The sequence below is a fragment of the Parafrankia sp. FMc2 genome (genome assembly GCF_041008525.1).
Lineage (GTDB): Bacteria > Actinomycetota > Actinomycetes > Frankiales > Frankiaceae > Parafrankia.
In genome coordinates this window covers 1-22,898 of sequence record NZ_JBFLUG010000033.1, presented here as the reverse complement: position 1 = coordinate 22,898, position 22,898 = coordinate 1, and the positions used below count along the sequence as shown (strand labels likewise).

The 22,898-nt window shown below is 72.7% G+C and carries 21 protein-coding genes; 9 read left to right on the top strand and 12 right to left on the bottom strand.

From position 1 onward, the window contains the following. Position 1 precedes the first annotated feature (1 nt). From AB1460_RS14080 to AB1460_RS14070, 3 genes are all read right to left on the bottom strand, one after another. Complete coding sequence (locus tag AB1460_RS14080) at positions 2 to 1,489, bottom strand: histidine kinase (RefSeq protein WP_368961644.1); 1,488 nt, start codon at positions 1,487 to 1,489, stop codon at positions 2 to 4. Further along, positions 1,486 to 3,264, bottom strand: a complete 1,779-nt coding sequence (locus AB1460_RS14075; protein ID WP_368961642.1) for a sensor histidine kinase — start codon at positions 3,262 to 3,264, stop codon at positions 1,486 to 1,488. Before AB1460_RS14075 ends, AB1460_RS14080 begins: the two co-directional genes overlap by 4 nt. A 243-nt stretch (positions 3,265 to 3,507) precedes the next feature. Beyond that, entirely contained in the window at positions 3,508 to 3,642 is a 135-nt protein-coding gene (locus tag AB1460_RS14070) for a hypothetical protein (protein WP_368961640.1), read from the bottom strand. Positions 3,643 to 3,970: 328 nt separating this feature from the next. Here AB1460_RS14070 and metK point away from each other — a divergent pair, with 328 nt between their 5' ends. Beyond that, positions 3,971 to 5,194, top strand: a complete 1,224-nt coding sequence (gene metK / locus AB1460_RS14065) for a methionine adenosyltransferase (RefSeq protein ID WP_368961688.1) — start codon at positions 3,971 to 3,973, stop codon at positions 5,192 to 5,194. 79 nt (positions 5,195 to 5,273) lie between these two features. On the opposite strand, the gene metX is transcribed toward metK, so the two are convergent. Beyond that, the gene (gene metX / locus AB1460_RS14060) at positions 5,274 to 6,530 is read right to left on the bottom strand and encodes a homoserine O-acetyltransferase MetX (RefSeq protein ID WP_368961638.1); all 1,257 of its coding nucleotides are present in this window, start codon (positions 6,528 to 6,530) and stop codon (positions 5,274 to 5,276) included. Next, positions 6,527 to 7,822, bottom strand: a complete 1,296-nt coding sequence (locus AB1460_RS14055; RefSeq protein WP_368961636.1) for a bifunctional o-acetylhomoserine/o-acetylserine sulfhydrylase — start codon at positions 7,820 to 7,822, stop codon at positions 6,527 to 6,529. Before AB1460_RS14055 ends, metX begins: the two co-directional genes overlap by 4 nt. A gap of 486 nt (positions 7,823 to 8,308) precedes the next feature. Between AB1460_RS14055 and AB1460_RS14050 the strand changes: the two genes are divergently transcribed. Together AB1460_RS14050 and AB1460_RS14045 are read left to right on the top strand one after the other, a co-directional pair. Continuing rightward, positions 8,309 to 9,469 carry an isopenicillin N synthase family dioxygenase gene (locus AB1460_RS14050; protein ID WP_368961634.1) on the top strand — a complete coding sequence of 387 codons (1,161 nt, stop codon included), beginning with the start codon at positions 8,309 to 8,311 and terminating at the stop codon, positions 9,467 to 9,469. Continuing rightward, positions 9,466 to 10,938 (top strand): bifunctional o-acetylhomoserine/o-acetylserine sulfhydrylase, encoded by a 1,473-nt coding sequence (locus AB1460_RS14045; protein WP_368961632.1) that lies wholly within the window; start codon positions 9,466 to 9,468, stop codon positions 10,936 to 10,938. The genes AB1460_RS14050 and AB1460_RS14045 overlap by 4 nt, the downstream gene beginning before the upstream one ends. Before the next feature lie 20 nt (positions 10,939 to 10,958). On the opposite strand, the gene AB1460_RS14040 is transcribed toward AB1460_RS14045, so the two are convergent. Beyond that, positions 10,959 to 11,792 (bottom strand): TauD/TfdA dioxygenase family protein, encoded by an 834-nt coding sequence (locus tag AB1460_RS14040; protein ID WP_368961631.1) that lies wholly within the window; start codon positions 11,790 to 11,792, stop codon positions 10,959 to 10,961. Between the two features lie 194 nt (positions 11,793 to 11,986). Between AB1460_RS14040 and AB1460_RS14035 the strand changes: the two genes are divergently transcribed. Further along, the gene (locus AB1460_RS14035) at positions 11,987 to 13,042 is read left to right on the top strand and encodes an aldo/keto reductase (RefSeq protein WP_368961630.1); all 1,056 of its coding nucleotides are present in this window, start codon (positions 11,987 to 11,989) and stop codon (positions 13,040 to 13,042) included. Between the two features lie 67 nt (positions 13,043 to 13,109). On the opposite strand, the gene AB1460_RS14030 is transcribed toward AB1460_RS14035, so the two are convergent. After that, positions 13,110 to 14,021 (bottom strand): NAD(P)-dependent oxidoreductase, encoded by a 912-nt coding sequence (locus tag AB1460_RS14030; RefSeq protein ID WP_368961628.1) that lies wholly within the window; start codon positions 14,019 to 14,021, stop codon positions 13,110 to 13,112. A gap of 196 nt (positions 14,022 to 14,217) precedes the next feature. After that, positions 14,218 to 14,982 (bottom strand): SDR family NAD(P)-dependent oxidoreductase, encoded by a 765-nt coding sequence (locus AB1460_RS14025; protein ID WP_368961627.1) that lies wholly within the window; start codon positions 14,980 to 14,982, stop codon positions 14,218 to 14,220. Between the two features lie 207 nt (positions 14,983 to 15,189). On the opposite strand from AB1460_RS14025, the gene AB1460_RS14020 reads away from it, so the two are divergent. After that, a complete protein-coding gene (locus tag AB1460_RS14020) occupies positions 15,190 to 15,843 on the top strand; it encodes a TetR/AcrR family transcriptional regulator (RefSeq protein ID WP_368961626.1) in 654 nt (217 codons plus the stop codon). Positions 15,844 to 15,907: 64 nt separating this feature from the next. Here AB1460_RS14020 and AB1460_RS14015 read toward each other — a convergent pair whose 3' ends face one another. Together AB1460_RS14015 and AB1460_RS14010 are read right to left on the bottom strand one after the other, a co-directional pair. Further along, the gene (locus AB1460_RS14015; protein WP_368961625.1) at positions 15,908 to 16,048 is read right to left on the bottom strand and encodes a hypothetical protein; all 141 of its coding nucleotides are present in this window, start codon (positions 16,046 to 16,048) and stop codon (positions 15,908 to 15,910) included. Positions 16,049 to 16,159: 111 nt separating this feature from the next. Beyond that, entirely contained in the window at positions 16,160 to 16,804 is a 645-nt protein-coding gene (locus AB1460_RS14010; protein ID WP_368961624.1) for a class I SAM-dependent DNA methyltransferase, read from the bottom strand. Positions 16,805 to 17,020: 216 nt separating this feature from the next. On the opposite strand from AB1460_RS14010, the gene AB1460_RS14005 reads away from it, so the two are divergent. Both AB1460_RS14005 and AB1460_RS14000 read left to right on the top strand, forming a co-directional pair. Next, positions 17,021 to 17,362 (top strand): ArsR/SmtB family transcription factor, encoded by a 342-nt coding sequence (locus tag AB1460_RS14005; RefSeq protein ID WP_368961622.1) that lies wholly within the window; start codon positions 17,021 to 17,023, stop codon positions 17,360 to 17,362. Continuing rightward, positions 17,359 to 17,832 (top strand): SRPBCC domain-containing protein, encoded by a 474-nt coding sequence (locus AB1460_RS14000; protein ID WP_368961621.1) that lies wholly within the window; start codon positions 17,359 to 17,361, stop codon positions 17,830 to 17,832. Before AB1460_RS14005 ends, AB1460_RS14000 begins: the two co-directional genes overlap by 4 nt. 69 nt (positions 17,833 to 17,901) lie before the next feature. On the opposite strand, the gene AB1460_RS13995 is transcribed toward AB1460_RS14000, so the two are convergent. Then, a complete protein-coding gene (locus tag AB1460_RS13995; protein WP_368961619.1) occupies positions 17,902 to 18,306 on the bottom strand; it encodes an SSI family serine proteinase inhibitor in 405 nt (134 codons plus the stop codon). A gap of 542 nt (positions 18,307 to 18,848) precedes the next feature. Between AB1460_RS13995 and AB1460_RS13990 the strand changes: the two genes are divergently transcribed. Next, a complete protein-coding gene (locus AB1460_RS13990; protein WP_368961618.1) occupies positions 18,849 to 20,048 on the top strand; it encodes an esterase-like activity of phytase family protein in 1,200 nt (399 codons plus the stop codon). Positions 20,049 to 20,184: 136 nt separating this feature from the next. Here AB1460_RS13990 and AB1460_RS13985 read toward each other — a convergent pair whose 3' ends face one another. Beyond that, positions 20,185 to 22,056, bottom strand: a complete 1,872-nt coding sequence (locus AB1460_RS13985) for a protein kinase domain-containing protein (RefSeq protein WP_368961617.1) — start codon at positions 22,054 to 22,056, stop codon at positions 20,185 to 20,187. 260 nt (positions 22,057 to 22,316) lie between these two features. On the opposite strand from AB1460_RS13985, the gene AB1460_RS13980 reads away from it, so the two are divergent. Further along, on the top strand, positions 22,317 to 22,898 hold a 582-nt coding region (locus AB1460_RS13980), incomplete at its 3' end, for a pyridoxamine 5'-phosphate oxidase family protein (protein ID WP_368961616.1).

The following is a 22,898-nucleotide window of genomic DNA, read 5'->3' as shown; positions in this document are numbered from 1 at the left end:
ATCACGGCCTGATGGCGGACAACGGGTCAGGCGGCGGTGGCCATCCCGGCCCGGGGGTGTGTGGCGGTCCGTCCGCCGCATCCCCGGGACCGAGGCCGCGGCCCAGGTCGCGGACCTCCTGGTTGGCGGCGAGCAGTCCCTCGTGCAGCTGGCGGAGCACCGTCCGGGTACCGGCCGGGTCGGCGGGCTGGGCCTGGGCATCGGCCGCGACCAGCACGAGCTCCATCAGCCGCCGCTGCATGCCGTCGTGCAGGTCGGCGGCCATCCGGCGGCGCTGGGCGGCCCGCGCGCCGGCTACCTGCTGGTGGGCCGCGTGCGCCTCGACGAGCCGGGCCCGGGCGGCGACCTGGAGCTGGGCGTTCTCCAGCGCCAGCTGCCCGGCCCGCAGGGCGGCCTCGGTGTAGGCGTTGTCGGTGCCGAGGGCCGGGTCACCGGTCATCACGGCGAGCACGGCGCCGTCCCTGGTCCGCACCTCCCGGGCCCAGCGGGGCTCCGCGGCCAGGCCACGACCGCCCACCTCCGCGAGGTCCCTGCCGGCCAGGTTGAGGTCGGTCAGGTGCAGGTGGGCGGGGCGGCCGTCGACGTCCACGTAGCCGGGCAGGTCGGGCAGCCGGAACCAGATCTCGACCGTCGGGTCACGCAGCACGGTCCGCAGCGCCTCCCGGACGCTGCGGACGGTGGCGGGGTCGGCGAGGCGCAGCACCCGGTCGGCCGCGGTGACCACCCCGAGTGCCCGGCGCGCGGCGGCGACCACGAGCACCACCGGGAACACCGCGAGCACGATGCTCTGGACCGCGATCCCCCGCATGACACTGTCCAGGCCGTCCACCTCGATCGGCGGGGTGAGCACCGCGACGGTGACGATCGCGCCGCCCACCATGCTCAGGACGAGCGGGGCCACCACCCGCTCCGGGCCGCGCAGGCTGCGGACCCGCCGGAACAGCAGGACCGCGAAGCCGACCGCCAACAGCGGGATGATCACCTGGAATCCGTCGCTCAGCATGCCGAACACCGACCGGTGCACGAACCAGCCGGGCCACCAGGCGTCCGCGGCGTAGCCGTTCCACTGCGGCCGGGAGGTGACCACGCTGAGGGCCATCACCGGGCCGAGCGCCACGGCCATCGCGACGGCGAGCACCCGGTCCGCCCGGCCGGCCAGCCGCCCCTGGGGGTAACGCAGCAGTGCCAGGCCGAACAGCACGTAGAAGGCGCAGTTCCCGGCGATCCCGAGCACCGGCAGGATCCCGGTGTTCCAGCTCATCGCCCAGGTCGCGAGCCAGGACAGGCCCGCGCCGACGAGCGGGCGGCCACAGCCACGCAGCGGCCCGGCGCGCAGCATCAGCACGCCGGCGCCGGTCAGGCCACCCGCGATCAGGACGTTCACCACCGCGATCGCCGGGGCACCTCCCAGATAGGGCCACCCGACGGCCAGCGTCGCCGCGCCAGCCGCGGCACCCGCACCGGCCGCGGCCACCACTTGGCCGTTCACGGCGCCGCGGCGGTCGGGACGGTGACCCGCACCGTCGTCCCGCCTCCCGGCGGGCTGGCGAGGTCCACGCTGCCGCCGGCCGCCTCCGCCCGGTCGCGCAGACCCGCCAGTCCCCCGGACGTCCCCTCGGCGGCGCCGCCGCGCCCGTCGTCCCGCACCTCCACCACCAGCCGCTGCGCGCCTCCCGACAGCCGCACCCGCGCCGAGGTCGCCCCCGCGTGCTTGACGACGTTCGCCAGCAGTTCCGAGACGGCGAAGTAGACCGTGCGCTCGGCCAGGTCACCGTAAGGCCCGGGCCCGGTCAGGGCGATCTCGACGTCGACCGGCAGTGTCAGCCGACCGGCGGCGGCGCGCACCGCCCCGGCCAGGCCCCGGCTGCGCAGAATCTCCGGGTCCAGGCCGCGCGCGATCGTGCGTACCTCGTCGTTCGCGGCGAGCAGGCCGGCGCGGATGTCACCGAACACCGTCTCCGCCGCCCCCGGGTCGTCCGCCGACCACTCGGCGGCACTGACCATCATCGCCAGTGCGAGCAGCCGCTGCTGGACGCCATCGTGCAGGTCACGGGCGATCCGGTTGCGCTCGGCTGCCTCGGCCTCCTCGACCCGCCGCTGCGCCGCCCGGGTCTCGACCAGCTGCGCCTGGATGGCCACCTGCAGCTGGGCGTTCTGCAGCGCCAGCCGGGCGGCCCGCAGCGCCGACCCGGTGAACGCGGCGTGCCCGCGGCGCAGCACCGACCGGCCAGTGACGAGGGCGAGCATCTCACCGGACGGAGCTGACACCGGCTGACGCCAGGCCGGTCCGGGATCGCCGTCGGGCTCGGCGGGCTCCCCGTCGACGTCGACGAAGCGGCGCTCGTCCGGCAGCCAGAAGTACAGGTCGACGGTGTCGTCACGCAGCACCCGGCGTAACGCGTCCCGGACGGTGGTGACCGTGGTCGGGCCCCCGCCGGGGCGCAGCATCCGGTCCGCGGACGTCGCGACCGTGACGGCGCGCCACAGCTCGCACAGCACCAGCGCGAGCGGAAGCACCGCCAGCGTGGCGCCCTGCTCGGCGACGTTGTCGGCGTTGTGGCCGGGTTCCCGGTTGTCCAGGGTCGGCGAGAGCACCGCCAGGCTGATGACGACAAGACTCAGCGCGGCCAGCGCCGGGGCGAGCACCGACCGCTCCAGGCCGTACAGCCGGGCCCAGTGCCGGCCGACCAGCCCCACGTACACGGCTGCCAGCACCGGGTTGGCCACCAGGTAGCCGTCGCTGATCGCGCCGAACAGCGCCTCGCTGGCCGCCAGCGTCGGCCAGGACGCATCCGCGTCGAAGCCGTTCCACTCCGGCTGGGAGACCAGGATCGACAGCGCCGCCAGCGGGCCGTAGACGAGGGTCGTGAGGGCGCCGGCCCACCAGTCCAGGCGGCCGGTCGGGATCCCGTCCGGGTAGAGCAGAACGCCCCAGCCGAAGGCCACGAAGAACAACGCGTTGGCGAGGAGGCCGAGGGCCGGCAGCGGGCCGACGTCCCAGCCCAGCAACCAGGTGAGGGCCCAGCACAGGCCGGCGGCCACGGCCATCCAGCCTGTTCGGCGCAGCGCCGGGTTGCCGGCGAGCAGGACCCCGGAAACGACGAACGCACCGGCCACGAAGGCGTTGACCGCCGCGAGGGCGGGCTCGCCGCGCCAGTAGGGCCACCCGGCGGCCACGGTGAGCGCCGCGGCCGCCGCCCCGCAGGCGATCGCGGCCAGCAGCAGGCGATACCGGGACCAGCGGGGGACGGAGCTCGTCGACACGGATCCCTTCCTCAGCCAGCCGGCACCGCTGTCCGGACGACCGGGGCCGCCATACGCGCCGGGGCCGCCGCTCCGTGCGACGATCATTCCACGCACACCCGGCTGCCGGCCGGCCGGGGAGCACAGGTCGGGCATCCGGGACGTCGCCGATCCGCACAGTTGACCGGGTGTCCCTTCCGATGGTGCAATCGGGCCCATGTGGAGTTCGGCGCGACTGAACGCGCCCCGACTGGTCACCCGGAGTCACATCGACTTCGGCCGGGTCAGCTCCGCCGTCTGTACCGCCGCCGTCTGCACCGCCGCGTCGGCGCTCCGGTAGCGCGCGCCTCGACCGCCCGCCACCCGGCGGCCCGGCCGGCGGGTGTCCTCCCTGGGCACGTCGGCCCCCTCCTCAGGCACGCGCGCCGCGGGTCGCGGCCGCCCTGTCGGGTTCCGGCCGGGTAGCCTGCCTCCTCACACGCGCGAGCCGGCTGCCCGCAGCCCTGTTCCGCGCCGCGGTCGCGCTGCCCCCTGTGCCGCCCCCGCGACGTCCCGTACCGGCCCTGCGGCGTCCTGCACCGGTTCCACGGCGTCCACCCCCTTCCACCGGTCGCGCCGGTGCGCCGGTGCGCCGGTGCCGCCGTTCCGCGCCTTCGTCCCCTGTCCCGCGGGCAACGACTCCGCTCCGGCCCTGCCCGCGCCGCCGAGAAACAGAAAGCAGGTCATGATGCCCCGTCGGTTGTTCACCTCCGAATCCGTCACCGAAGGCCACCCGGACAAGCTGGCCGACCAGATCAGCGACGCCCTCCTGGACGCCTATCTGAGCGCCGACCCGACCTCCCGGGTCGCGGTCGAGACGCTGCTGACCACCGGCCACGTGCACGTCGCCGGCGAGGTCACCTCCGCGGCGCTCATCGACGTCACCGCGGTCGTGCGCCGCACGCTGATCGAGATCGGCTACAACGCGGCGACCGGCTTCGACGGGGCGACCGTCGGTGTCCTGGTGTCGATCGGCGCGCAGTCCCCCGACATCGCCCAGGGTGTCGACCACGCCTACGAGGCACGGCGGTCCGCCGCCGCCGGCGGGACGGCCGCCGACGACGCGCTCGGCCGGCAGGGCGCGGGCGACCAGGGGATCATGTTCGGCTACGCGACCGACGAGACCCCGGACCTGCTGCCACTGCCGATCACGCTGGCGCACCGGCTCGCCGAGCGCCTCTCCCGGGTCCGCCACGACGGGGTGCTGCCCTACCTGCGCCCGGACGGCAAGACCCAGGTCACCATCGAGTACGACGGCGATCGGCCGGCGCGGCTCGACACCGTGGTGGTCTCCGCCCACCACGCCGCCGGGGTCGACCTCGAGGGCCAGCTCATCCCGGACATCCGCACCCAGGTCGTCGAACCGGAGCTCAAGCGGCTGGCCGAGGAGAGCCTGGGCCTCGAGGTCGACGGCTACCGGCTGCTCGTGAACCCGACGGGCCGGTTCGAGATCGGCGGCCCGCAGGGTGACGCCGGCCTCACCGGCCGAAAGATCATCATCGACACGTACGGCGGGTACGCCCGGCACGGCGGCGGTGCCTTCTCCGGCAAGGACCCGTCCAAGGTCGACCGCTCGGCGGCCTACGCGCTGCGCTGGGTGGCCAAGAACGTCGTCGCCGCGGGCCTGGCCCGCCGCGCCGAGCTGCAGGTCGCCTACGCGATCGGGAAGGCGGAGCCGGTCGGGTTGTTCGTGGAGACGTTCGGTACCGAGCAGGTACCGGTGGAGCGGATCGAGCGGGCCGTGGACGAGGTGTTCGACCTCCGCCCCGCCGCGATCATCCGGGATCTTGACCTGCTGCGCCCCGTCTATCGGCGGACGGCCGCCTACGGCCACTTCGGCCGTTCGCTGCCCGAGTTCACCTGGGAGCGCACGGACCGCGCCGACGCGCTGCGCGCCGCCGCCTCCGCCTGACCGCCTCCGCCTGACCGCCTGGGGCGCAGCGGCCTCGGCGCGAGCGACACCGGCCGCGAACGGCACCGGGCTGGCCGCCTCAGCTACCGGCGTCGGCGAGGGCGGCGCGCACGAGCTGGCCGACCGCCGCCGTCTCCAGCAGGAAGCCGTCATGGCCGAACTCGGACGACACCAGGTGCGCCTCGGTGCCCAGGTGCCGGGCGAGCTCGGCCTGCAGCCGCGGCGGGTAGAGCCGGTCACTGTCGATGCCGGCGACCGTGACCGGGACCCGGCAGCCGCGCAGGGCTGCCGGGACCCCGCCGCGGCCGCGGCCGACGTCCTGGCTCATCATCGCCGTGGTGAGCGTGACGTAGGTGCCTGCGTCGAAGCGGCTGATCAGTTTCGCCCCCTGGTGCTCCACGTAGGACGCGGCTGCGTAGCGGCCGTCGCTCTGCACGGTGTTGCCGAACCGGTGGGCGAACTCGGCCTCGCTGCGGTAGCTGACCTGGCCCATCTGGCGGGCGAACGCCAGACCGGTGTGCGGGCCACCACCAGCCGGCCGGTGGTGGTAGTCCCCGCCCAGCCAGTGCGGGTCGGCGCGGATCACCGCGAGCTGGGTCGCGTAGAGCGCGATCTGCTCGGCGGTCGCCGCCGCGCCGCACGACAGCACGACCGCCCTGGCCACCCGCTCGGGCAGTGCCACCGCCCACTCCAGTGCCCGCATACCGCCCATCGAGCCGCCGACGACCGCCGCCCAGCGGGTGATGCCCAGCGTGTCGGCGAGCAGCGCCTCGGCCCGCACCTGGTCACCGACGGTGATCTCCGGCCACCGGCTGCCCCAGGGCTGGCCGTCGGGGGCCGGTGCGGCCGGTCCGGTGGTCCCCTGGCAGCCCCCGAGGACATTCGGGCAGACGACGAAGAACCGCTCGCTGTCCAGCGGAGCGCCCGGGCCGATCAGGGCATCCCACCAGCCCGCGGTGGGATGGCCCGGCCCGGCCGGGCCATGGACGTGGCTGTCCCCGGTGAGCGCGTGCAGCACCAGCACCGCATTTGACCGGTCCACGGCGAGACGCCCCCATGTCTCGTAGGCGATTGTCAGGCCGGACAGCGAGCCGCCCCGTTCCAGCGCCAGCGGGCGGGCTGGTGTGGCGAACCGCCGTAGCCCGACCGGGTCACCGACCCGCCACGCGGCGGAGGCCGGCGGCCCGGCTGCCGCGGGCGCGGGCGGTGCGGGCGCAGCCGCGGGCGGTGCGGGCACGGAGGCGGTCCGGCGCTCGGACCCGGATTCGGACGAGCGCGGTCGCGCGGGCGGCTCCGGCGGGACGGCGAGCGGGCGGTGCCCGGGCTGCGCGGTCATCCGGCCTTCGCGGCGCGGAACCCGGCGTCGAGGTCGGCGAGGATGTCGTCGATGTGCTCGATGCCGACCGACAGCCGGATCAGGTCCGCCGTCACGCCGGTCGCCGCCTGCTCGGCGTCGGTGAGCTGCGAGTGGGTGGTCGTCGCCGGATGGATGACCAGCGAGCGCACGTCCCCGATGTTCGCGAGGTGGCTGAACAGTTCCAGCCCCTCGACGAACCGGCGGCCCGCCGGCGCGCCACCGGAGATGCCGAACGCGAGCACCGCCCCGGCACCCCGCGGGAGCACCTGCTCCGCCCGCCCGTACCAGGGCGAGCTCGGCAGCTTCGGGTAGGCGACCCAGCTCACCTCGTCCCGGGCCGCCAGCCACTCGGCGACCCGCAGCGCGTTGGCGCTGTGCCGCTCCAGGCGCAGCGACAGTGTCTCCAGGCCCTGTAGGAAGAGGAACGAGTTCAGCGGCGCGATGGCCGGCCCGAGGTCACGCAGGAGCTGCACCCGCGCCTTGGCGATGTAGCTGCCGTGGCCGAGCGCGTCCCAGTAGACCAGACCGTGGTAGCTCGGGTCGGGGGTGGTGAAGTTCGCGAACCGCCCGCTCGCGCCGTAGTCGAACCGGCCACCGTCGACGATGACCCCGCCGATGGACGTGCCGTGCCCGCCGATGAACTTGGTCGCCGAGTGGACGACGATGTCGGCACCATGCTCGAACGGGCGATACAGGTACGGGGTCGCCAGGGTGTTGTCGACGATCAGCGGCACGCCGGCCTCGTGGGCGACCCCGGCGATCCCCGCGGTGTCGAGGACGTCCAGACGCGGGTTGCCGATCGTCTCGCCGTAGAACGCCCTGGTCTCCGGGCGCACCGCCGCCCGCCAGGCATCCAGGTCGTCGGGGTTGTCGATGAACGACACCCGCACCCCCAGTTTGGGCAGGGTGTAGTGGAACAGGTTGTACGTGCCGCCGTACAGGTTCGCCGAGCTGACGATGTGGTCCCCGGCCTCGGCCAGGTTCAGGATCGCCAGCGTCTCCGCCGCCTGCCCGGACGCCGTCGCGAGCGCCCCGACCCCGCCCTCGAGGGCGGCGACACGCTGCTCGAAGACGTCCTGCGTCGGGTTCATGATCCGGGTGTAGATGTTGCCGGGTTCCCCCAGCGCGAAGAGCGCCGCCGCGTGGTCGGTGTCGCGGAAGACGAAGCTCGTCGTCTGGTAGATCGGGACGGCGCGCGCACCGGTCGTCGGATCGGGCTGCGCACCCGCGTGGATCTGCTGCGTCTCGAACGACCAGGTCGGCTCGGTCATGGCGGGGCTCCCCTCGGACATTGCCGGCACGGGACGGTGCTGGCACGAGACATTGCTGGCACGGGATGGTGCTCGCGCGGGCGGCTGCCGGTCAGGCCGTGGCCGCAAGAAGGATGCCCCGCACGGAACGGAATCGCGCGCATACACGCCCGGACCCCTCCGAACGGGCCGTCACGTCACGTCGGACGCTGGAGGCAGGGCTGCCCTCGGGAGCTCTCAGCTCCTCGGACAGGCGGCCGACGTCACCCGGAGCAGGTCGATGTACTCCCGACGCACGAGTTTGCGCTGCCTCGGCATTCCCGAACCGAAACATGCCCACCGCACGGCGACAACGAGCTGTCGACGTGACCCAGGGCACACTACGGAGGGGCGTCGCTCACACACGGCGCACCGGCCGGGCGAGTGGTGTCAAAAAACATATCTTCGATCGAAAAGATGGGTAAGGTCCCACGGACACGTCCTGTCGCCACCAGGAGGGAAGGCCGCGTGCCCGTCTCCCCCGGCCCGGGCCGACCGAGCGCCGCGGCGCTGCCGGTGCTCGACCTGCGCTCGTACGGCGCACCCAGCGCCCCCGCCGACCGCGCCGACTTCCTCGCGGCGCTGCGCGCGGCCTGCCGCGACCCGGGCTTCTTCCAGCTCACCGGCCACGGCGTCCCGGCACGGCTCACCGAGGGAGTACTCGCCGTGAGCCGCGAGTTCTTCCGTCTGCCGACCGCGGTGAAGCTGGAGATCGAGAACATCCACTCGCCGCACTTCCGCGGCTACACCCGCCTCGGTCACGAGATCACCCGGGGCAGCCCGGACGTCCGCGAGCAGATCGACATCGGTGACGAGCGGCCCGCCCGGGTTCCCGCTCCCGGTGACCCGCCGTACCTGCGGCTGGACGGGCCGAACCAGTGGCCGGCACGCCTCCCGCAGCTGCGGGAGACCGTCCTGGAGTACATGGCCGCGCTGGGCCGGCTGGCGCGGGTCGTGGTCCGGGCGCTGGCGGAGTCCCTCGGGCTGCCGCCCGGGCAGCTGGACCCGACGTTCGCCGCCGATCCCCGCTCCCACGTCAAGCTGCTCCGCTACCTCGCCGCGCCCGCCGGCTTCACCGACGGCTACGACCAGGGTGTCGGCCCGCACAAGGACGGCGGGTTCCTCAGCCTCGTTCTGCAGGACGGCCTCCGGCCACGGGACGAGCAGGACGAGCAGGACGAGCAGACAGAGCCCGACCGACCGGCCGCGCCGCCGGCCCAGCCGCCCGCGCTGCAGGTCGCTGACGGTCGCGGTGGCTGGATCGACGCGGTGCCACGCGCGGGCGCGTTCGTGGTGAACATCGGCGAGATGTTCGAGTTGGCCACCCAGCGCTACTACCGGGCGACCGTGCACCGGGTGGTGAGCCCACCGAAAGGCCACGAACGCGTGTCCGTGGCGTTCTTCTACGGACCGGGCCTGTCAGCGACCCTCGAACCCGTGCCTCTGCCCGCCGACCTCCGCGCCCAGCTCCCCCACACCGAGGAGCCACCCGACCCCGACAACCCGATCTTCGCGCAGCACGGGACGAACACGCTGAAAAGCTGGCTGCGCAGCCATCCCGCGGTCGCTCGCCGGTACTATTCCGACCTCGCGGCCGACCCGGCACCGCTGACCGGAACCGTCCGGTGAGCGAGCAGACCGATGCCGCCACCACGCCCACCGGGCCGCCCGGCGCGAACCCGTCGGCGCCCCGAGCCGCGCACCCGACCGACCGGACCGCGGATCCGACCGACCGGGCCACCGAACCGCCCCCCGTGCCACCCGCCGGGCGGCCCGCAACGCTCCCGGGCGTCACACCCGCGCAGCGCGGGCCCGCCGTCTCGTCATGGTCGTTCGAGACCCGCCAGATCCACGCCGGCGCGCAGCCCGATCCGACGACCGGCGCGCGCGCCGTCCCGATCTACCAGAGCGCCTCGTTCGTCTTCGCCGACGCCGAGCAGGCCGCCGGGCTGTTCGCCCTGACCGAGACCGGCTTCACCTACACCCGGGTCGTGAACCCGACCCAGGACGCACTCGAACAGCGCATCGCCGACCTGGAAGGCGGCGTCGCGGCGCTCGCGACGGCCAGCGGGCAGGCCGCGCAGACCCTGGCCCTGCTCAACATCGCCTCGGCCGGCGACCACCTCGTCTCGTCCGCCTCGCTGTACGGCGGCACCTACGCCCTGTTCCGCCACACCCTCGCCGACCTCGGCATCGAGACGACGTTCATCGACGACCCCGACGACCTGGCCGCCTGGCGGGCGGCGGTGCGCCCGAACACCGCCGCGTTCTACGGGGAGACGATCGGCAACCCGCGCGGCAACGTCCTCGACATCGCCGGGATCGCCGCGGTCAGCCACGACGCGGGCATCCCGCTCGTCGTCGACAACACGCTCCCCTCTCCCTACCTCACCCGCCCGCTGGAGCACGGGGCCGACATCGTCGTGCACTCGGCCACGAAGTTCATCGGCGGGCACGGGACGTCCATCGGCGGCGTGATCGTCGACGGCGGCCGGTTCGACTGGGGCAACGGCCGCTACCCCCGCTTCACCCGGCCCGACCCGTCCTACAACGGCCTGGTGTTCCTCGACGAGTTCCCGGAGACCGCGTACATTCTGCGCGCCCGCGCGCGGCTGCTGCGTGACCTGGGCCCGGCGCTGTCGCCGATGAACGCGTTCCTGCTGCTGCAGGGCCTGGAGACACTGTCGCTGCGGATGGAGCGGCACTGCGCCAATGCGCTGCGCGTCGCGACCTGGCTGCGGGGCCACGAGGAGGTCACCCGCGTCGCCTACCCCGGCCTGCCCGACAGCCCCTGGCGCGACGCCGCTGCACGGTACCTGCCACGTGGGGCGGGCGCGGTGGTCGCCTTCGGGCTGCGCGACGGCGAGCGCCGCGGCCCGGCCTTCATCGAGGCGCTGCGCCTGCACAGCCACCTGGCGAACATCGGGGATGTCCGCTCGCTCGCGATCCACCCCGCGTCGACGACCCACGCCCAGCTCACCGAGGCCGAACGGGTCGCCAGCGGCGTCCCCGCCGACCTGATCCGCCTCTCCGTGGGCCTGGAGGGCGTCGAGGACATCCTCACCGACCTCGACACCGCGTTCCGCGCGACCCATTGACCCCGCCGGACGACCGCGGCTCAGGCCACCGCCTCCTCGCCGACCAGGGTGGTGCGGTGCATGAGGCGGCGGGACTCGGCCGTGTAGGGCTGGGCCCGGTGCAGGATGCCGGTGTTGTCCCAGATAACCAGGTCTCCGTGGTGCCAGTGGTGCCGCAGCGAGAACCGCGGCTGGGTCGCCCAGGCGAGCAGGCGGTCGAGCAGCTCTCGGCTCTCGGCTTCCGACAGGCCGACGACCTGTTCCGCGGTGGCCCCGACCAGCAGCGACCTCCGGCCATTGCTGCGGGTCCACACCAGCGGATGCTCCCGGGACGGCACCTTGCCCCACGATGTTCGCATCCTCGGCGACGCGTCGGGATGCGCCAGCCGTTGCGTCGCGGCGAAGCTGTGCACCACGCGAAGCCCGGCGTACCGCGCCTTCTCCTCGGCGGGCAGCCCTTCGTAGGCCGCGTAGAGGTTGGCGAACTCGGTGTCGCCGCCCTCGGTCGCGACCTCGAGCGCGGTCAGCAGGGTCGCCTTCTGCGGGACGAGGTCGTTGGCGCCGTCGATGTGCCAGAAGAACGTGCCCGCCCGGTAGGCGGCCAGCGCGCTCTGTGACGGATCGAGGGAGATCGCGGAGACCTCGGGATGGTCCTTCTCCCCGCCCATGGGGGCGACCACCACCTCGCCCAGAAGCCGGCTCACGGCGACCAGGTCCGCGTCATCGATGTGCGCCTCGCGGTAGACGACGACGCCGTACTGGTCGAGATACTTCCTCGTGTCCGCGGCCATGGCCGGATCCGCCAGCTGGCGGCCGGTCAGGCCGGTGATTTCTAAACCCACCTCGGGACTGATCGGGTGTGTGGTGACGGGCATGAGTCGCTCCTCGGCTGACTGCGGGTGCGGTCTGTCGGTCTCGCTCGGTGGACAGGTCATCCGTCTCGAAATATACTTTTGCGTATACTTATGGTCAATGCTCGCGGATCAATGTTCGTGGAAGGGTCTGACACCTACCGCAGGTCCCGGCCCCCAGGCACGCACCACCTCTCAGCACGCGGAGGACGAAGAGCATGACCGAGCCGCGCACGACGGAGATGACAGCCCCGGCAGGGGCCAGGCCGCGACCGACGAGAATCGAGCTGTGCCAGCTCGGGCGCAGCGGCCTGTATGTCTCCCGGTTCGCCCTCGGCACGATGACATTCGGCATGAAGGACTGGGGTTGCGACGAGGAGACCTCGATCGCGCTGGTTCACCGTTACCTCGACGCGGGCGGTAACTTCCTCGACACCGCGGACGTCTACGGCAGCTCCGAGGAGATCGTCGGCCGAGCTCTGAAGGGGCGCCGCCACCGCGTGGTCGTCGCGACCAAGGCCGGGCTTCCCGTCGGTCATGGCCCGCACGACAAGGGCACCGGCCGCCTCCACCTTCGCAGGGCCTGCGAGAACAGCCTGCGCCGGCTGCAGACCGACTATCTCGACCTCTACCAGGTCCACTTCGACGACCCGACCACTCCGATCACCGAAACTCTCGACACTCTCGACGACCTGGTTCGCGAGGGCAAGGTCCGCTACATCGGCGCGTCCAACTTCCATGCCTACCGGCTCATGAAGGCACTCGCCATCAGTGACGCCCGCGGCAGGGAACGTTTCGTCTCACTGCAGGGCCAGTACAACCTGATCGTGCGCACGCTGGAACGTGAGCATCTGCCGCTGCTCGAGGAGGAGGGCCTGGGCTTCATCGCGTGGAGCCCGCTCGCGGCCGGCATGCTCACGGGGAAGATCTCGGCCGAGGCAAAGCCGGAAGGCACCCGGCTCGGCCAGCGCGAGGGCGAACTCGACGTGCTGGTCAAGAACGACCGTGGCTTCGCCATCGCCGCCGCCGTGGCAGAAGCCGCCACCGAACTCGGCTGCACCCCGGCCCAGCTTGCTCTCGCCTGGCAGCGCACGCGCCCGGTCACCTCCACCATCATCGGTGCCCGCACCATGACCCAGCTCGAGGACAACCTCGCCGCCCTGACCATCGCGATCCCCGACGAGACCCTGACCGAGCTGAACCGCCTCACCGGCCTCCCCGACGAGTACCCCGGCGCCTTTCTCCGAACCATGCACAGCTGGCTCCGCCGCTGACGAACCCTGCCGCCAACGAACCCTGCCGCCGCGAGTCCTGCCGCCGACGCGAAGTCTTCCTCGGCCATCAGCCGGCGGCTGTGTCCTCAGGGCCGACGAACGGGTAGATCGCGGTGAAGTCGGCTCCCGGCCGCTGGTCGGCGAACCTCCGCCACAGGGCGGCCACGGGGCGCCCGACCTCGTCGGATCCGCCCGCGGCGGCGACCTCGTCGAGGTAGAGCCCGACGTCCTTGGCCATCAGGCTGTTGGCGAAGCCGGCAGCGTAACGGCCGGTCAGAACGTGGTTGGGGAACTTGTCGCTGGTCGCGGAGTTCTGCCCACTGGAGGTGTTCAGCACGTCGAGCATCGTTGTCATCGACAGACCCGCCGCCGTTCCGAAGGCGATCGCCTCGCTCGTCGCGGCGAGCGCGGTGGCGGAGAGGTAGTTGTTCGCGAGCTTCATCGCCTGGGCCAGGCCAGGCCGGTCACCGACCCGGATACGACGGTCGGAAAGACCCGCCAGCACGGGCATGGCCCGAGCGCAGCTGGTCTCGTCGCCCGAGTACATCACCGTGAGAGTCCTGGCCCGGGCGCCCGCGACCCCGCCGGAGACCGGCGCGTCGACGAGGCTCATGCCGGCGGTCTCGAGGAGTGCCGCGTTGTTCCGCGCGTGGACGACGCCGATCGTCGAGGTCTCCACGACCGTCAGGGCCGTCCGCGACACGGTGCCGACGATCTCGCCGACCACCTGTGCCGACGCGAGGCCGTCCGGAAGGCTCAGGACAACCGTGGTACTCGCGGCGGCGACGGCGCCCACCGATTCCACGAAGGTCGCACCAGCCGGTGCGCGCTCGGCTCCGGCGATGTCGTGGCAGACGACCGCGTGACCTGCCTCGACCAGGTTGCGGGCGAGGACGCTGCCCATGCTGCCGAGACCGATGAAGCCGACCGCGGTGGTCTCCGCCGGGACCGCCGCCCGCGGCGGACGTTGCTCAGACATCTCCGCGACTCCGCATCCGCAGCGGCATGCCCCGGCCGAACGCGAGGTCGGCGGCGGAGAAGTCGATCTGATCGAGTGTGTCGGACACCCGGGCCTCCGGTCGGTGGTGACGTCGTCATCGTGCGTGCGCTGGTCGTCGTGCGGACGCTGGTCGAGCTGCCGGACGACCGAGGCGTCGCCTGCGCGGCCAGGCCGGTCAGGTGTTCCGGCCGCCGTTCACGCCGATGATCTGGCCTGTCACGTAACCGGCCTCGTCGGAGACGAGGAACGAGCAGGCCGCGGCGATGTCCTCCGGCCGGCCTGCGCGCCCGGCCGGAGTCCGGGAGATCGCTTCGTCCATGCCGCCGGGACCGAACCGCCCCTTGCCCTCGTTGCGACGGGTCATCGGGGTGTCGATGAAGCCCGGCGGAATGGTGTTGACAGTGATCCCCGCGGGGCCGAACTCGAGTGCCAGCGACTTGGTCAGGCCGACCATACCGGACTTGGAGGAGACGTAGTGCGCCATGTACGGCTGCCCGCTGTGCGTGCTGGACGACGAGATGTTCACGATCCGCCCCCAGCCCGCCTCGATCATGTCGGGAAGCACGAGCTGGCAGCAGTGGAACGTACCGGTGAGATTGATGGCGAGCAGCTCGTTCCACGACTCGGGCGAGATGTCGAGGAACCGGCGGAAGCCCTCCTTCCCGGCATTGTTGACCAGAACCGTGATCGGGCCGAAGGCCTCGCGCACCCGCCGAAGGCCCACGTCGATCTGATCACGGGAGGCGACATCGACACCGACCGCCATCGCCGCACCGCCATCGCTGCGGATCTTCGCGGCGGCCGACTCGGCTGCGACCGCATCGAGATCGAAAAGACCGACCGCGATGCCGTCGAGGGCCAGGCGCTGTGCGATTCCCAGCCCGATACCGGATGCCGATCCGGTGACCACGACCACCTTCTCGGTGGGGCTTTCGACCATGGCAATCCTTTCGGGGGCGGTCAACGTGATGTGCACTGCATACTGATGAGGTAGTCACCTGGAATACAGTGAAGTATACGATAACGTATACTTTTAGTCAATGATCAGAAGAGGGTTCAGGCCGCCCGCACGCCGGAGCCGAGCGCCGGCACAGCGGTGCGCGGGCTCCGGCGCGGGCGGATTCGGCCGGTGCGAGAATCGAGGACCATGACGCACCCCGCGCGCACCGGCCGGCCGACCCGGACCGGGTCGGCCGAACTCGAACAACGGCTGCGTCAGGCCGCCTTCGAGGTCTTCTGTGACCGCGGCTTCGAAGCCGCGTCCATGGAGGAGATCGCGCGGGCCGCGAACATCACCAAGCGCACGCTCTACGCAAAGTACCCGGACAAGCACGCGCTGTTCACAAAAATTCTTCCCTGGGCGATGTCGTCGCTGCAGTGGGATCCGCCGCTCGTGGCGGTGCCCGAGGGCGACCTCCGTGGTGAGCTCATGATGATCGCCCAGGCGGCGGTCGCCCGGGCTGTGGATCCCTCGATCGCGCAGCTGATCCGGATGGCCATGAGCGAGGCGCGCCGCTTCCCCGAGTTCGCGCACGCCGCTCACTCGATGGCCTGGTCGCCGCGGCTGCGTTCGGTCATCGAGCTCCTGGAGCGGCACGCGCGGGCCGGCACCATCGTCGTGGATGACCCGGAGCTCGCCGCCGAGCAGTTCCTCGCGATGGTCGCGGGTTTTCCATCCATGCTCGCCGTCTTCGACCTGCGGCGCGACACCGACGTCGAGCAGCGTCACATCGAGCACGCGGTCGAGCTGTTCCTCGCCGGCGTCGAGCCGCGGCCCGAGCGGGCGCCAGGCAGGCGCTGACGGATCGGCCCAGCCGGGCCCCCGCGGGGCCGATCCGATCCAGGCGGGACGGGCGAGACGGGCGCTAGATCGCGGGTTCGACCACGGCGTCGATCGCGGAGGGCCCCGAGTCAGGCACCCGCGCCTGCCGCCACACCTCGACCGGGAACGAGACGGTGCACAGCGCCGAGAAGAGCCAGGTCAGGCGCTCGTCCTCCTCGTCCATGTCATCGGTGTAAGCAGCGGCCTCACACGGCCTCGATCGGAATGTCTTCCTACCTGCCTACGGACTGGCGGAGGCCGACACTGGCAGCTGCGATGCCTCCCGCCCCGGGTCTCAGGAGCGGCGGGCCAGAAGCTGGGCCTGCCGTCCCCGTTCGTCCTCCACCGGGGCTCGCACCAGCTGGGCGACCTCGACAAGCCCCGCCTGCCTCGCCACCTCGGCGAGATGGCCGGGCGCCCAGCGGTAGGCGGGCGCCACCCGGTGGTCGTAGGCATGCACCGTGGCCGTGGGCTCGTCCGCGGCCAGAAAGCCGATCAGCAGGTGGCCGTCGGGCACCAGAACGCGGTGGATCTCAGCAAGGACGGCGGGAATCTCGGTGGGCGGGATGTGGATGAGCGAATAGCGGCAGAGGGCACCGCCGAGAGCGCAGTCCGGCAGGTCCAGCCCGGTCAGCGTGCCCACCTCGAACCGCAGCCCCGGGTGGGAGCGTCGGGCCAGGGCGACCATCTCCGCCGACAGGTCCACGCCGAACACGTCCAGCCCCAGCCCGTGCAGGTGGGCCGACGCATACCCTGGCCCGCAGCCGAGATCCGCCACCGGCCCGGCAGCGTCACGCACCAGATCGGCGAACGCGGCCAGCAGCGCACGCTCCAGCGGCTGACGGTCGAGAACGTCAGCGAAAAGCTCGGCATAGACGTCGGCCACGCGGTCATACGCCGCCGCGACGTCAGCCAGACAACTCGGAGCGGGCTCGGCCATGGCCGACGACGCTACCCCACCGGCCTCACCCACCCACCGGCCTCACCCACCCGCCTGCCCGTCTGCCCGCCTGCCTGCCCAGGTCACCCGCCTGCGCCGGGTCGCGGTACGCCTGCCCTGACGGAGCCCATCCGCCCGGTCGGGTCACCGGCGGACAGGCGGCGACCCGACGCTTAGCCCTTGCGCTAAGCGTTCGGACACACGATACTTAGCTTCGTGGAACAGTATTCGGTGCAGCTCGACGGGCTGCTCGTCGCCCTGGCCGATCCGACCAGGCGCGCCGTACTCAGCCGGCTCGGCCGCGGGCCGGCCACCGTCAGCGACCTCGCCGAGGGCTTCCCGATGGCCCTGCCCTCGTTCCTGAAGCACGTGCGCACACTCGAGAGGAACGGCCTGATCCGCACGGCGAAGTCCGGGCGGGTCCGCACCTGCGAGCTCAACCGTGCGGGCCTCGCGCCGCTCGAGGGCTGGCTGACCGAGCAAAGACGCATCTGGGAAGACCGCACCGACCGTCTCGCCCAGTTCGCCACCGCCCCCGCCCCCCAGGAGCAGGAATGAACGCCGACCTCGATCTCTGCCTCGAACGCCTCATCCGGGCACCGCGCGCCGTCGTCTGGAGGGCATGGACCGACCCGGCCAGCCTCGAACAGTGGTGGCTGCCGGCTCCCACACAGTGCCGCGTCGACCGGCTCGAGATGCGACCCGGCGGAGCGTTCGTCACCCGTCTCAGCGACGACGGCACCGCGTTCAGCCCCCACCTGGACGCCTGTTTCCTGGTCGTCGACGACCTCGAACGCATCGTCTTCACGAACGCGCTCGACAGTGCCTGGCGCCCCGCGGCCCCCGAGCCGGTGTCGATGACCGCCGAGATCACGTTCCGCGACCACCCTGACGGCACCGACTACCGGGTCGTCGTGCGCCACGGCGACCCGGCCGCCCGCGCCCGGCACGAGGACCTCGGCTTCCAGGCCGGGTGGGGTGCGGTGACGGCCCAGCTCGCGGGCTTCGCCGAGACCAGTCGCGTCTGACGGCCGAGCAGCCGCCAGCCACGGCCCGCGGGGAACCACCGGTGCCAGTCACACCGGGGCCGGTTGCCGTCAGAAGACCGGGTTGGTCTCCGCGTACAGCAGGCAGCTGTTACCGAAGGTCTTCGTCCAGTGGACGGTCTTCGTTCCCCAGCGGCCGTCGGCCGTCGCCGTGACCGGGTCGTAGACGAACGGACAGAGCACGGCGGGATCTACCGGGAGTTTGTCGAAGTCGCCGCCCGCCTTCGCGAGGGCCGCGCAGGCCCGCACCGGGTTCGGATGGGTCGTCGCGGCGTTCGGCGGGCAGGTCAGAACAACCGGCTTGCCCCGGTAGGGCTTCTCTCCCGCCGAGACGGTGAGAATGAACGCGCCTCGCACGGGGCCGGGCCCCGCCTGCGCGGACGCCGGCGCAATGGTGACGACGGCGATCGCGGCCGCGAACGCGAAGGCCGTCCACCGGGCCGCAGATTTCGACACAGACAACAGAAACCTCCGAAATCGGAATCCTCTTCTCCCCGGAGGGAGAACTTCTCACCACGCCGGATGTCTGGAAGGTGACGAGGGATTGAACGGAGAAAAGACTGGAATCGCGCGAAACGACCAAACACCGACGTCAATCACAGGGATATCGCCACACAAGCTAGAGCAGCGCTCGACGAGCGTCAAGGGTCGTATACGTTCAGTCAACACCGCGGTCGGCGGGCACCATTACCCTGGAACAACTCCGCCGCATGCGGCCTGACGAGACGTCTGTGCTGATGACCGAGACGTCTGTGCTGATGGCGAGGCGCCGACCAATTCCCGGGCCGCCGGGTCGGGTTCCCCCGGTTCAAGAAGCGCGACCGGCCCCGCGACTCGTTCCGGTACACCACCGGCGTCTACGGGCCGGCCGGCGGCCGGCGGGTGAAGCTGCCCCGGACCGTTGATTGCGTTCATGGAGTGGACCCGCGACGGACACCGGCGGGCTCTGTTGGGGTTCCACGGGTTCGGCAGGGTGGAATCGATCCGGAGGAGGACTGATGGCCCATCTCCCCACCCGTGCGACGGCGCCCGCCAGGTCCACAGGGACCGGGACCAGGTCTGCTCGCCGCCGGGCCGGCGTTGCCGCCGCCGTCCTGGCAGGTCTCGCCGTCGTGACGCCCAGCACCGCCGCCGGCGCAGCATCCGCCCTGTCCGACCAGCCCCACCCGGATGGCGGGCGCCCGGCGATCGCGGCGGACGGGCCAACGATGGACTGCCCTCCGGGCGGCCTCGCGCTCGGGTTCAGTGACGCCTTGGACAAGGCCGTCGTGGACGGCGAAACGGTCGGCGGTCTCTCCGCGCTGGCCTACGACGCCCGACGGCACGCCTACGCGGCGATCGTCGACCGCACCGGAACCCTGCCCGCACGGATCTGGTTCCTCTCCGACCCGGCCAGGCCGAGGATCGTGGGCAGCCTCCAGCTCCGGACATCCACGGGCGCCCCGTACGACGGTACGAACTTCGACGGTGAGGGTCTCGCCGTGCTGCCCGACGGGCGATATGTCGTCAGCTCGGAGCGCGAACCGTCCATCAGGATCTTCGACCGGACCGGGACCGAGCAGACGGCCCTGCCAGTACCGGACCGTTTCCGCGTGGCTCCGGCGGGAGAGTCCACGGACAACGCCACGCTCGAAGGGCTCGCCGTCTCCCCGTCGGGGCGTTTCATCTACGCAGCGATGGAAGGCGCCCTCGCCGGTGACGCTCCCGCGGCCGGTGAGGCCCGGACGCGGCGGATCCTGGTGTACCGGCTCAGCGTCACCGGTCGGTACGAGCTGGTCAGGCAGCTCGGCTACCTGGTCGAGCCCGGACAGCGCATCTCCGAGGTCGCCGCCTACGGTGATGGGAAGCTCCTCGTCCTGGAGGCCTCGTTCACCGCCGGCCTGGGCAACCGGATCGCCCTGTACGCGGTACCGGCCGCCGGTCGCGGCGCGGACGTCTCCGCCGTGCCCAACCTCTCGGTGCTCCCGGCGCGCGCCCTGGTGGGCAAGCGGCTCGTCGCCGACCTCACAACCTGTCCCACCCTGCATGCCACGAACCCCGGCACCCAGATCAACCCGCTGATGGACAACTACGAGGCCCTCGCCGTCGATCCTCGGGGGCCCACGCGTGGCAGGACCGTCGTCACCGTGCTCAGCGACGACAACTTCGGCGCCACCCAGGTGACCCGCCTGCTCCGGGTCGCGGTGCGGCTGCCCTGAGCCCGGCGGATCCCGCGGCGCTGGATCGTGGCCGGAGCGCCGCCGCCCCGCGGTCCCGGGCGTAGCCCGCGCGACCCCTGCGACCGGCCGCACCCGAGCGGGACTGGCGGACACTGGCGCCCGCGCCGCCTGGGCGCTAGCGCCCGCGCCGCCGGGACAGGTCCGGCAGCGTCACGGGCCGCGCCCCGGCGAGGTCGCCGAGCACCGGGACGGCGGGCGGGTTCGAGAACGCGGCCAGCGGACGCCCCGCCCCCACGGCCGCCCGGAGGTTCGGCAGCGGCATCGTCGGCGCCTCGACGACGGCCACCGTTGCCGCCGTGCAGCCGGCGGCGCGCGCGGAGCGGCCGGCGGGCGGGGCCTGCCCGGCGCGGGCGGCGATGGCCCGCAGCGCGGTGCGGTCAAGCGGGCAGGTCCGCTCCCCCGCACCGGACTCCCCCCACCCACCGGCTCCGCCGAGGACGTCCAGGTCGTCCAGGTCGTCCAGGTCGACCTGGAGGTCAGGGAGCGCCGGGCGCCACCCGGCGAGGATCTCGCCGATCTCGACCCGGGGCAGATCCACGTCGAGGCCTGGGCCGGTGCTGTTACGGGCAAGGCGCACGGGGCGGTGCCGGGGCGCGGGAGCGGCGGGAGCCGTGGCGGTGACCGGCTGCTCCGCCGGGGCCGTCAGCTGCTCGGGCGTCGGGGGAAGCTGTGGAGGGATCTCCACGCCGCTACGCCCACGGTCGCCGCGGTCGGCGGGCGGCGTCATGGCGGCAGCGGCCCCGTCAGCGACGTCCTGCCACAGGTCGTCAGGGCCCGCGGCGGGACCGGAACGCGCCATTCCGAGGGCGTCCCCGAGGACGTCACCCGGGCCGCCGACACCCATCCCGGCCGCGGCGGCGACGATCGCGACGACTCCGGCCGCCGGGACCAGCCGGCGTCCCACCACCGCGGAGCGGCGCCGCCGGGAGGACAGCGACGGTGCGGGGGCATCCGTTTCGCCCGGGGTGGCCGGGGCGGCCGTGGCCGTGCGGGTGGCGGCGACCACGTCCAGGAACTCCAGGGCGGGCTCGCGGCGGCGGGCACTGCCCGACCGCACCCGGCCGACGCCCGCACCAGCCGGCGCGGGCACGCTGCCCACCGGGTCGGCGTCCAGGTCGACACCCACGTCGGCGCCCACGTCCAGGCCGGGGTCGGGGTCGGCCTCCAGGTCGAGACCGTCGGGAGCGGTACCGGAGGCCAGCCAGTGCAGGAGGGCCGCCGCGTCGGGCCGGCGCTCCGGGCTCGTCCGCAGCGCCGTGGTGACCGCGGGGCGCAGGTCGGGCGGGACGCCGTCGATGTCCGCGTCGCCGCGGACCGTGCGCAGAACGAGGGCCTGCAGCGGGCCGTCGCCGAACGGGGCGCGGCCGGACGCGGCGTACGCGACCGTCAGCGCCCAGCAGTAGACGTCCGCCGCGGGGCCCGGGCGGACGTCGCCCGAGATCAGTTCCGGGGCCATGTAGCCGACACTGCCCAGCACCACGCCGGACGCCGTCATCGTCCCGGGCAGGCCGGCGGCGATGCCGAAGTCGATGACCTTCGGGCCGTCGCCGGCGAGGATGACGTTGCTGGGCTTGAGGTCTCGGTGCACGACGTCGGCGGCGTGGATCGCACGCAGCGCCTCGGCGAGACCGGTCGCCAGCGTGCGCAGGGCGTCCGGCGACGTCGGCCCGTCGTCGGCGACGGCGCGCAGCAGGGTCGGGCCGTGCACGTACTCGGTGGCGATCCACGGCGGGTCGCCGTCGGGCTCGGCGGCGAGCAGACGGGCGACCCGCGGGCTGTCGATCGCCGCGATCGCGGCGGCCTCGCGGGTGAACCGGCGGCGGAACCCCTCGTCGTCCAGGAACTCGTCCCGCAGCACCTTCACGGCGCCCTGCCGGCCGCCGGAGTCGACTCCCAGGTAGACGACGCCCATCCCGCCGCTGCCGAGACGGGCCGCCAGCCGGTACGGGCCGACGACGAGCGGGTCACCGGCCCGCAGTGGCCTCACCGGCACCAGCTCCGCCGACGGCCAGCATCCTGTGCCTGTGTGTCGGACGGGAACACGGTCACCACCGGATCGTCGTGGGTCGGACAGGGTCACTCGACGGACCCGCCCGCCGCGGAACGACCACGGGGGCGGCGCCTCCACAGCTAGATACGCGGTGACCGGCCGGCTACCCGCGTATCACCTCGGATCACTTCCAGATCACGTCCGGATCACCTCTGGATCGCCTCGGGCGCAGCCGATCGCGGGCTCATACTTCCCTCATGGGACAGGTCCATGAGTGCATCGACGGCCGGCTGCGCGCGTTCATCGAGGCGCAGAAGATGTTCTTCGTCGCGTCCGCGCCGCTGGCGGGCGACGGCCGGATCAACGTCTCGCCGAAGGGACGGGACGGGTCGCTCACCGTGCTCGACGAGCGGACCTTGGCCTACCTCGACTTCGGCGGCAGCCACGCGGAGACCATCGCGCACCTGCGCGAGAACGGGCGGATCACCCTCATGTGGTGCGCCTTCGACGGACCACCGAAGATCGTCCGTGTGCACGGGGCGGGTGAGGCGGTCTTCCGCGACGACCCGCGCTGGACGGAGCTGCTCGACCGCTTCCCGGGCGGCCAGGCGGAGGCAGGCGGGCTGCGGGCGATCATCGTGGTGCGGGCGCTGCGGATCAGCGACAGCTGCGGCTACGCCGTCCCGCTGATGGACTACCGGGAGGAGCGCGATCTGCACACCCGGTACCTCGACCGCAGGTCCGAGGAGGAGTTCGCCGCCTACTGCGAACGCGCCCCGTTCAACCGGGAGAGTATCGACGGGCTGCCCGCGCTCCCCCTCCCCCTGCCACCCCGGCCC